The 8733-nt window shown below is 65.3% G+C and carries 11 protein-coding genes; 8 read left to right on the forward strand and 3 right to left on the reverse strand.

What is annotated here, in order from left to right:
- Positions 1-100: 100 nt before the first annotated feature.
- The gene (locus WCE35_RS12355) at positions 101-1027 is read left to right on the forward strand and encodes a 4-(cytidine 5'-diphospho)-2-C-methyl-D-erythritol kinase (RefSeq protein WP_424593627.1); all 927 of its coding nucleotides are present in this window, start codon (positions 101-103) and stop codon (positions 1025-1027) included.
- On the opposite strand, the gene WCE35_RS12360 is transcribed toward WCE35_RS12355, so the two are convergent.
- Both WCE35_RS12360 and WCE35_RS12365 read right to left on the reverse strand, forming a co-directional pair.
- Positions 1024-1656: a LysE family translocator gene (locus WCE35_RS12360; RefSeq protein WP_424593628.1), complete on the reverse strand. Its 633-nt coding sequence runs from the start codon at positions 1654-1656 to the stop codon at positions 1024-1026. The two genes, WCE35_RS12355 and WCE35_RS12360, sit on opposite strands and share 4 nt — an antisense overlap.
- Positions 1657-1658: 2 nt before the next feature.
- The gene (locus WCE35_RS12365) at positions 1659-2669 is read right to left on the reverse strand and encodes a polyprenyl synthetase family protein (protein ID WP_424593629.1); all 1011 of its coding nucleotides are present in this window, start codon (positions 2667-2669) and stop codon (positions 1659-1661) included.
- A gap of 139 nt (positions 2670-2808) precedes the next feature.
- On the opposite strand from WCE35_RS12365, the gene WCE35_RS12370 reads away from it, so the two are divergent.
- The 4 genes from WCE35_RS12370 (at position 2809) to WCE35_RS12385 (ending at position 5245) form a co-directional block, all read left to right on the forward strand.
- The gene (locus WCE35_RS12370; protein WP_424593630.1) at positions 2809-3036 is read left to right on the forward strand and encodes a DUF2007 domain-containing protein; all 228 of its coding nucleotides are present in this window, start codon (positions 2809-2811) and stop codon (positions 3034-3036) included.
- Positions 3029-3796, forward strand: coding sequence for a tRNA1(Val) (adenine(37)-N6)-methyltransferase (locus WCE35_RS12375; protein ID WP_424593631.1), 768 nt, complete (start codon positions 3029-3031; stop codon positions 3794-3796). The genes WCE35_RS12370 and WCE35_RS12375 overlap by 8 nt, the downstream gene beginning before the upstream one ends.
- A gap of 236 nt (positions 3797-4032) precedes the next feature.
- Positions 4033-4944, forward strand: coding sequence for a S49 family peptidase (locus WCE35_RS12380; protein ID WP_424593632.1), 912 nt, complete (start codon positions 4033-4035; stop codon positions 4942-4944).
- A 109-nt stretch (positions 4945-5053) separates the two neighbouring features.
- The gene (locus WCE35_RS12385; protein ID WP_424593637.1) at positions 5054-5245 is read left to right on the forward strand and encodes a hypothetical protein; all 192 of its coding nucleotides are present in this window, start codon (positions 5054-5056) and stop codon (positions 5243-5245) included.
- Positions 5246-5343: 98 nt separating this feature from the next.
- Here WCE35_RS12385 and WCE35_RS12390 read toward each other — a convergent pair whose 3' ends face one another.
- Positions 5344-5856 (reverse strand): methyltransferase family protein, encoded by a 513-nt coding sequence (locus WCE35_RS12390; RefSeq protein WP_424593633.1) that lies wholly within the window; start codon positions 5854-5856, stop codon positions 5344-5346.
- 179 nt (positions 5857-6035) lie between these two features.
- Between WCE35_RS12390 and WCE35_RS12395 the strand changes: the two genes are divergently transcribed.
- From WCE35_RS12395 to glyS, 3 genes are all read left to right on the forward strand, one after another.
- Positions 6036-6971 carry a glycine--tRNA ligase subunit alpha gene (locus WCE35_RS12395; RefSeq protein WP_424593634.1) on the forward strand — a complete coding sequence of 312 codons (936 nt, stop codon included), beginning with the start codon at positions 6036-6038 and terminating at the stop codon, positions 6969-6971.
- Complete coding sequence (locus WCE35_RS12400) at positions 6968-7222, forward strand: CDGSH iron-sulfur domain-containing protein (protein ID WP_424593635.1); 255 nt, start codon at positions 6968-6970, stop codon at positions 7220-7222. The genes WCE35_RS12395 and WCE35_RS12400 overlap by 4 nt, the downstream gene beginning before the upstream one ends.
- Before the next feature lie 69 nt (positions 7223-7291).
- A partial coding sequence (gene glyS / locus WCE35_RS12405; RefSeq protein ID WP_424593636.1) for a glycine--tRNA ligase subunit beta occupies positions 7292-8733 on the forward strand: 1442 nt, incomplete at its 3' end.

Genomic DNA, 8733 nt, shown 5'->3' on the forward strand with positions numbered 1-8733 from the left:
CATTCGCACCTCGCTGCAGCGCGTTCGCATGCGAATGTGAGAGCCGGGACGCTGGAAGAAAACATGATTCCAGTGCGGCTTTTTGGATTTGACATTCGCTATGACAGCTCGTGGAAATACTGAAGCGAATGTCACATCCACCGCACCGGCGCTGATCGAGCAGGGGCGTGCCAAGGTCAACCTGACCCTGCGGGTGGTCGGGCGACGGGTCGACGGCTATCACGACCTCGAAAGCGTGGTGGCGTTCGCCGATTGCGCCGACCGCCTGACGCTGACGCCGGGCCCCGAACTTGCGCTCGACATGGCAGGCCCGCTGGCGCAGGCCTGCGGCGAGACATCGGACAATCTCGTGCTCAAGGCCGCGCGCCTGCTCGGCGAGCGCGTGCCGGACCTGAAGGCTGGCCATTTTGCGCTGGACAAGGTGCTGCCGGTGGCGGCCGGGATCGGCGGCGGTTCGGCCGACGCCGCCGCGGCGCTGCGATTGCTGGCGCGGCTGAACGGGCTGTCGCTCGACGACGCGCGCCTGCGCGAGGTGGCGCTCAAGACCGGCGCCGACGTGCCGGTCTGCCTTGCCTCGCGCGCCTGCGACATGACCGGCATCGGCGAGAGCTTGCTGCCGCTCTCCTTGCCGAAAATGCCGTGCGTGCTGGTCAACCCGCGCGTTGCCGTGGCGACCAGCGACGTGTTCACGGCCCTCGGCCTGCGCAACGGCGAGCTGCTGGTCGGCGCCAGCGATGTGATCCAGTCGCCGGCCTGGCCGGAAGACGGCGCATCGATCGGCGACTGGGTCGAAGCGCTCGCGATGGGTGCCAACGACCTTGAAGCCCCCGCCGCGCGCATCGAACCCGTGATCGGCGAGGTGTTGTCGACCCTCGGCGCCACCGAGGGCATGCGGCTGGCGCGGATGTCGGGATCCGGCGCGACCTGTTTTGCGATCTTTGACGACGATACCCGCGCGCAGGCCGCGGCGCAGAAGGTCCGGCTCGATCACCCCTCATGGTGGGTGCATGCGGGGACGCTGAGCTAGCTGGTGGCGGGCCGCCGCGCCAGCGCGAGCGATACTCCGAGCCCGGCAATGAAAAGCCCGGAACCCTGCCTCAAACGCTGAAAGAAAATTGGCCTGCGCACGAGGTTCGCGCGCGCCGCAGAGGCCGTGGCGACGACAACGACGTCAACGAAAGTGTTGAGCGCCACCGAGATCAGACCCAGCGCAATGAACTGGAACGCAGGGTAACCGGCTGCCGGGTCCAGGAACTGCGGAATGAACGCCAGAAAGAAAGCCGCGGTCTTGGGATTCAGTGCCTCGACCACGACGCCTTCTCGAAATGCCTGCGCTGCTCCTGCAGAGCCTATCGGCTCAGGCAGCCGATTGCCTGCTTCGCGGAAGGTCCTGATGCCGAGCCAGACCAGATAGAGGGCGCCGAGCAGCTTGAGCACCGTAAACAACTGCGCGCTGGCAAGAATGATCGCGGAGACGCCGAGCCCGCCCGCGACAACGTGTACAAGCCCACCCGCCGCCGTGCCAAAAGTGGATGCGATGCCGACTTGCCTGCCGCCCGACAGTGTCCTTGCCGCCACATAGAAAATTCCGGGGCCGGGAATCGCGGCAATGACCAGCGCGGCCAGCAGGAACAGCCAAAGGTTCGCGCCGCCCACGTCTAATGCGACCTTGCCAGACAGAACGCCACCACCTGCTCCAGCGCGGTCTTCATCGGCGAGGGCGGAAACAGCGCCAGCGCGTCGACGGCCATCGCGCCGTAATGCTGGGCGCGGCTGATGGTGTCTTCCAGCGCGCGGTGCTTGGTCATCAGCCCGATGGCGTGGTCGAGATCGCCGTGCCCGATCTCGCCGCGCTCCAGCGCCTTGATCCAGAACGCGCGCTCGCCGTCATTGCCGCGGCGGAACGCCAGCACCACCGGCAGCGTGATCTTGCCCTCGCGGAAATCATCGCCGATGTTCTTGCCGAGTTTGGCGGCCTTGCCGCCATAGTCCAGCACGTCGTCGACAAGCTGGAACGCGATGCCGAGATTCATGCCGACCGAGCGGCACGCGGTCTGCTCGGCCTTCGGCCGGTTGGCGATGACCGGGCCGACCTCGCAGGCGGCGGCGAACAGCTCAGCGGTCTTGCCGCGGATCACGGCGAGATATTCGTCCTCGGTGGTCGCGGTGTTCTTGGCCGCCGCAAGCTGCATCACTTCGCCCTCGGCGATGGTGGCCGCGGCGGCGGACAGGATGTCGAGCGCGCGCAGCGAGCCGACCTCGACCATCATGCGGAACGCCTGGCCGAGCAGGAAGTCGCCGACCAGCACGCTCGCCTCGTTGCCCCACAGCATCCGCGCCGACAGTTTGCCGCGCCTGAGCTCGCTTTCGTCGACCACGTCGTCATGCAGCAGCGTCGCGGTATGCATGAACTCGACGGAGGCCGCTAACTTGATGTGGCCGTCGCCGGAATAGCCGGTGAGGCCCGCCATCGCCAGCGTCAGCATCGGGCGCAGCCGTTTTCCACCCGAGGAGATCAGGTGGTTGGCGACCTCGGGGATCATGGTGACTTCCGAACCGGTCCGCGCCAGGATGGTGGCGTTGACGCGCGCCATATCGGCGGCAACAAGCCCGACCAGCTCATCGATCGAGGCGTTCGACGGGCTTTCGAAGGGTACAATAACCGCCACGCTGGTCTCCACATTTGCCCGTTTCGTACTATGCTTGAGGCATGACAATAGAAAGTGCGGGCCAACCCGGCAAGGGCACCAGGCAGGGTTGACATGCACAGCGCAAGTCTCGCACCGGGCCGGCAAAGGAGAAAGCAAAGTGCGAGAACTGGTTCGGACCAACGATATCGTGCTGGTTTCCGCCATCGGCGCGCTGCTCGACGGCGCCAATATCCACCATCTGGTGCTGGACCAGAACATGAGCATCATCGAGGGCTCGCTCGGCATCCTGCCCCGCCGCATCCTGGTGCATGAGGACGATAACCGTGAAGCCCGGCAGTTACTGGCCGATGCGGGCCTGGCTCACGAATTGCGGGCCGATGACTGATCCGGCCCTGGACGTCACCGAGGATGGGTTTCTCGGCGGGCAATTGCGTTTGCGGCAGCCGAAAGCGGGTCATCGCGCCGGCCACGACGCCATGCTGCTGGCCGCGGCGACACCGGCACGTCCGCGCGATCGGGTGATCGAGTTCGGCGCCGGCGTCGGCGCCGCCGGCCTTGCGCTCGCAAGGCGCGTGCCCGGAATCGATCTCGTTCTGGTCGAGATCGATGCGGCGCTCGCGGGTCTTGCGCGCGAAAACGCCGCCGCCAATGCGCTCGCGGCTGAGGTGATCGTGCTCGACGTGGAATCCCTGGCCGAGGCGTTCGCCGCGGCGCGTTTGGCGCCCGACAGCGCCGATGTCGTGCTGATGAATCCGCCGTTCAACGATCCCGCGCGGCATGGCATCTCGCCCGACCGGGCGCGCGAGATCGCGCGCGTCGCGACCGCGACCACGCTTGGGAACTGGATTCACGCGGCGCGACGGCTACTCAAATCGCGCGGCACGCTGACGCTGATCTGGCGCGCCGACGGGATCGCCGCGGTGCTGGCGGCGCTCGACCGCGGCTTCGGCAGCGTCGAGATCCTGCCGGTTCACGGTGACGCACGGACGCCGGCGATCCGCGTCCTGGTCCGCGCCACCAAGGGCGGGCGGACGCCAACCAAAATCCATGCCGCCCTGATGCTCAATGATGAGTCAGGCCTGCCCAATAAAAGGGTGCAGGAGATTTTGGCCGGGAAGGGGACGTTGCCGCTGGCGATACCGTGAGCGGCGGGTTATCGCGAAGCGTCGGGCGGCTATCGCGGGAGCGTTTCTGACCGCCGTTCGGGTACCGAAGTGAAGTGGACCGCTGCCAAAAGGGTACCGATCAGCATCATCAGCAGGTAGATTTTCATGTCAGTCTCCGCCGCGCCATTGCGGCCATGACAACCGCAATGCAAAAGGCATTCCAGCCCTTCGAATGCCAGTGAGGGGATAAAAAATGGTTAATTCGAGGTAACGGCATGAGTGAAAAAATAGGTGATCGCGGGATGATGCCGGACCTCGTTGACAGGCTGAAGGAGTTCGTTCCGGCCAGGCTGCGGCGCGGCGCCGCCGTGGTGCCGGTGGTCCGGCTGTCCGGCGTGATCGGCGCGGTGACGCCCTTGAGGCCGGGCATGACGCTGGCGGGCGTCGCCAAAATGCTGGAACGCGCGTTTGCGACCAGGAATGCCAAGGCGGTGGCGCTGGTGATCAATTCGCCCGGCGGTACGCCGGTGCAATCGCGCCAGATTTTCTTGCGGATCAGGCAGCTCGCCACGGAAAAGCAACTGCCGGTATTGGCATTCGTCGAGGATGTCGCGGCATCCGGCGGCTACATGATCGCCTGCGCGGGCGACGAGATCTTCTGCGACCCCTCCTCGATCCTCGGTTCGATCGGCGTGGTCGGCGGCAGCTTCGGGTTCCAGGAATTGATCAGGAAGATCGGCGTCGAGCGGCGGCTTTATACCGCCGGTGAGCACAAGGCGATGCTCGATCCGTTCCTGCCCGAGGACCCCGAGGATGTCGCGCGGCTGAAGGCGTTGCAGCGGGAGATCCACGCGATCTTCATCGCGCTGGTGAAGCAAAGCCGGGGCGCGCGTCTGAAGGGCGCCGACGAAACCTTGTTCACCGGCCAATATTGGGCCGGCGAAACCTCGGTGTCGCTCGGTCTTGCCGACGCCGTCGGCGATCTGCGCTCGACCTTGCGCGCCCGCTATGGCGACAAGGTGCTGACGCCGGTGATCGCGCCGGCGGGCGGGATATTGTCCGGCCTGTTGGGCCGCAGGTCACCGGGCGCCGGCATGCTGGCCGTGCCGCATGGTCTCGCCGGCCTGCCGGATGAGCTGATTTCCGCGCTGGAGACCCGGGCAATTTGGGCGAAATTCGGGTTTTGAAGGCGGCTGGCCCGCGCCATTTTTGCCCCTAAAGGGCAATTGCGGCGCAGCCCGGCTTGCGCGAGAATAGGTTTGAGGGGCATGAGCGATGAACGACAAGGAACAATCGATGCCGCCGCTGATCGCATTCGCGGGCGTCCTGGGTGGGTTGGCCGTGGTCCGCTGGGCTTACCGGACGGCGCTGCGCGTCAACCGGGAATTGGAAGAGGCAAGGCTCGCTCGGGTCGCCGAAGCCGCCAGGTCGAACGAGATTCCGACGCTGCGGCGGGACCCCGCCACCGGCGCCTATCGTCCGGGGTAATCGCGGGTCTGGCGCTCGAATCCGATCACGTCTCCGTCGCAGCGTCATCGCGGCATCGCCGGTTTCGTTCGGCGAATTCGGCCAAGAGGGTATCTGTGTCAGGCGGTCCGATCGCTGCGCCACGGGCGCAGACGCGGCAGCCAGCGACGCACATTGGCGCAGAAGGCGTCATATTCCGCGCCGAAGCTGTTGCGCAGCGTCGGCTCCTCGTAACCGAGCACGAACAGATGGAAGACGAGGCCGAGGAGCGCGCCGTAGCCAAGCAGTGTGACGTTGCCGAGATACAGACCTTGTCCGATGATCGTCGCAACAACGGCGAGGTACATGGGGTTACGTACATGGCGATAGAGCCCGCTGACGACGAGGTGGCGCGTCGGCAGTACCGGAGCCGGTGTGCCGCCCCCCTGAAGCGCGAAGCGGGCGAAGGAATCGAGCAACACCGGCGTACCGATCAGGATCAGGAGGATACCGATCGCGCGGACGATCGGAAGTCCGAACAGGGGCTCCTGCAGCTCCCATCCTGACATCCACCAGGGGACGACGCCGGCGACGATGCCGGGAGCAAGCGCGAGAAACAGCGCGGTGCCGAATATCGCCGAACTTCGCTTCAATGATCGCCCTCCGGCGTCCGGTTGAGGCCAGCTCTCCCCGATAAAACTGGTCCCGACAGGTCCGATACGCAAGGCGGCCCGGCCGGGCATCGCCTTGATTCCCTGCCTCCCCGCCGATACGGTCCGGCGCGCTTGCTGCCCCTCGCGAAGACCTGACCTGACGAAGACCTGGCCTGACGATGAACCCGATAGCTGCCCACATGCGCCCGGAACGCTCGTTCCAGGGCTTCATTCTTGCCCTGCAGCGGTTCTGGGCCGATCAGGGCTGCGTGATCCTGCAGCCTTACGATATGGAAATGGGCGCGGGCACTTTTCATCCCGCGACGACGTTGCGCGCGCTAGGGCCGAGACCGTGGAAGGCCGCCTATGTGCAGCCCTCGCGCCGGCCGAAGGACGGCCGCTATGGTGAAAACCCCAATCGGCTGCAGCACTATTATCAGTTCCAGGTGATCATCAAGCCATCGCCGCCGGACCTTCAGGAGTTGTACCTGCAGTCGCTGGCCGCCATCGGCATCGATTCAAGCCTGCACGACATCCGCTTTGTCGAGGACGACTGGGAAAGCCCGACGCTCGGCGCCTGGGGGCTCGGCTGGGAATGCTGGTGCGACGGCATGGAAGTGTCGCAGTTCACCTATTTCCAGCAGGTCGCCGGCGTCGAATGCGCGCCGGTGGCGGGCGAACTGACCTATGGGCTGGAGCGGCTCGCGATGTATGTGCAGGGCGTCGACCGCGTCTACGACCTCAATTTCAACGGCCGCGAGGGCGCCGACAAGGTGACCTATGGCGACGTGTTCCTGCAGGCCGAGCAGGAATACTCACGGCACAATTTCGAGCATTCCGATTCCGAGATGCTGTTCAAGCAGTTCTCGATGGCGGAAGAAGCCTGCCAAAAATATCTCGCGGCCGGCTGGAAGGAGGGCAGCAATCAGCAGGAACATCTGATGGCGCTGCCGGCCTACGACCAGTGCATCAAGGCGAGTCACGTCTTCAATTTGCTCGACGCCCGCGGCGTGATCTCGGTGACCGAGCGACAAAGCTACATCATGCGCGTGCGCGAGCTGGCAAAGGCCTGCGGCGAGGCCTGGGTGCACACCGAAGCGGGAGGGGCGAGATGAGCGAGCAACCGGCGATAGGCGGCAGGCTTCCGATTCCGGTCGAGGTGGAGGCGGGCAAGGATTACTGGTGGTGCGCGTGCGGCAAGTCCGCCAGCCAGCCGTTCTGCGACGGCAGCCACAAGGGCTCGGGATTTTCGCCGATGCCGTTCACCGCGCCGGAAACCAAAAAGGTGTTCTTCTGCGCCTGCAAGCGCACCGCCAACATGCCGCTGTGCGACGGCTCGCACAACAAGCTCGCGACGCCGGTTTGAGATCGAGCGCGATGGGTAGCCGCTGTCCCTCGGCGGGGCCGCGCTACGAGAGATTGGATCTGGAATTTAATGCCCGACCTGCTTTTCGAACTGTTTTCCGAAGAAATCCCCGCGCGCATGCAAGCGAAGGCGGCGGACGACCTGCGCCGCATGGTGACCGACAGGCTCGTCGCCGAGGGCCTGGTCTATGAGGGCGCCAGGGCGTTTGCGACGCCGCGGCGGCTGACGCTGACGGTGCATGGCATTCCGGCGCGGCAATCCGACCTGAAGGAAGAGCGCCGCGGTCCGCGCGTCGGCGGCCCCGATGCGGCGATCCAGGGATTTTTGAAAGCCACCGGGCTTGCCTCGATCGGCGAGGCAAAGATCCAGCGCGACCCGAAGAAGGGCGACTTCTACATCGCGCTGATCGAAAAGCCCGGCCGCGCCACGCTGGACGTGCTCGCCGACATGCTGCCGGTGATCATCCGAACCTTTCCGTGGCCGAAATCGATGCGCTGGGGCGAGCGCTCGTCGAGGCCCGGCGCGCTGAGCTGGGTGCGGCCGCTGCATTCGATCGTCGCGACCTTCGGCCTCGAGACCGAAGAGCCGGAGGTGGTGAAGTTCGCTGTCGACGGCATCGAAGCCGGCCAGACCACTTTTGGCCACCGCTTCATGGCGCCCCGCGCGATCCCGGTGCGCCGCTTCGCGGATTACGAGGCGAAGCTGCTGGATGCCAGGGTCGTGCTCGATCCCGAGCGCCGCAAGGACGCCATTCTCACCGACGCCAGGCAGCTGGCGTTCGCGCAGGGATTTGAACTGGTCGAGGACCAGGGGTTGCTCGACGAGGTCGCCGGCCTCGTCGAATGGCCTGTCGTGATGATGGGATCGTTCGAGAAGGAATATCTCGCGATTCCCGACGAGGTGATCCGCGCCACCATCCGCACCAACATGAAATGCTTTGTGGTGAGCGATCCCAAAACGAAAGCGCTGACCAACAAGTTCATTTTGACCGCGAATATCGAGGCGAGTGACGGCGGCAAGGCCATCGTCGCCGGCAACGAGCGCGTGATCCGCGCGCGGCTGAGCGATGCGAAGTTTTTCTACGACACCGATCTGAAGACCAGGCTGGAAGATAGGCTACCGAAATTCGAGAACATCGTGTTTCACGAGAAGCTGGGCACGCAGGGCGAGCGCATCAAGCGCATCGAGCGGCTCGCTGCCGAGATCGCGCCCCTTGTCGGCGCCGATGTCGAGAAGGCCAAACGCGCCGCGCATCTGGCAAAGGCGGATTTGCTGACCGAAGTGGTCGGCGAATTCCCGGAGCTGCAGGGCTTGATGGGAAAATACTACGCGCTGGCGCAGGGCGAGGACGCGTCCGTCGCCGCCGCGAGCGAGGAGCATTACAAGCCGCAGGGGCCGACGGATCGGGTGCCGACCGATCCGGTGAGCGTTGCGGTAGCGCTGGCGGACAAGATCGATACGCTGGTTGGGTTTTGGGCGATCGACGAGAAGCCGACGGGAAGCAAGGACCC

It is taken from the genome of Bradyrhizobium sp., from assembly GCF_049691595.1.
Taxonomy (GTDB): domain Bacteria; phylum Pseudomonadota; class Alphaproteobacteria; order Rhizobiales; family Xanthobacteraceae; genus Bradyrhizobium.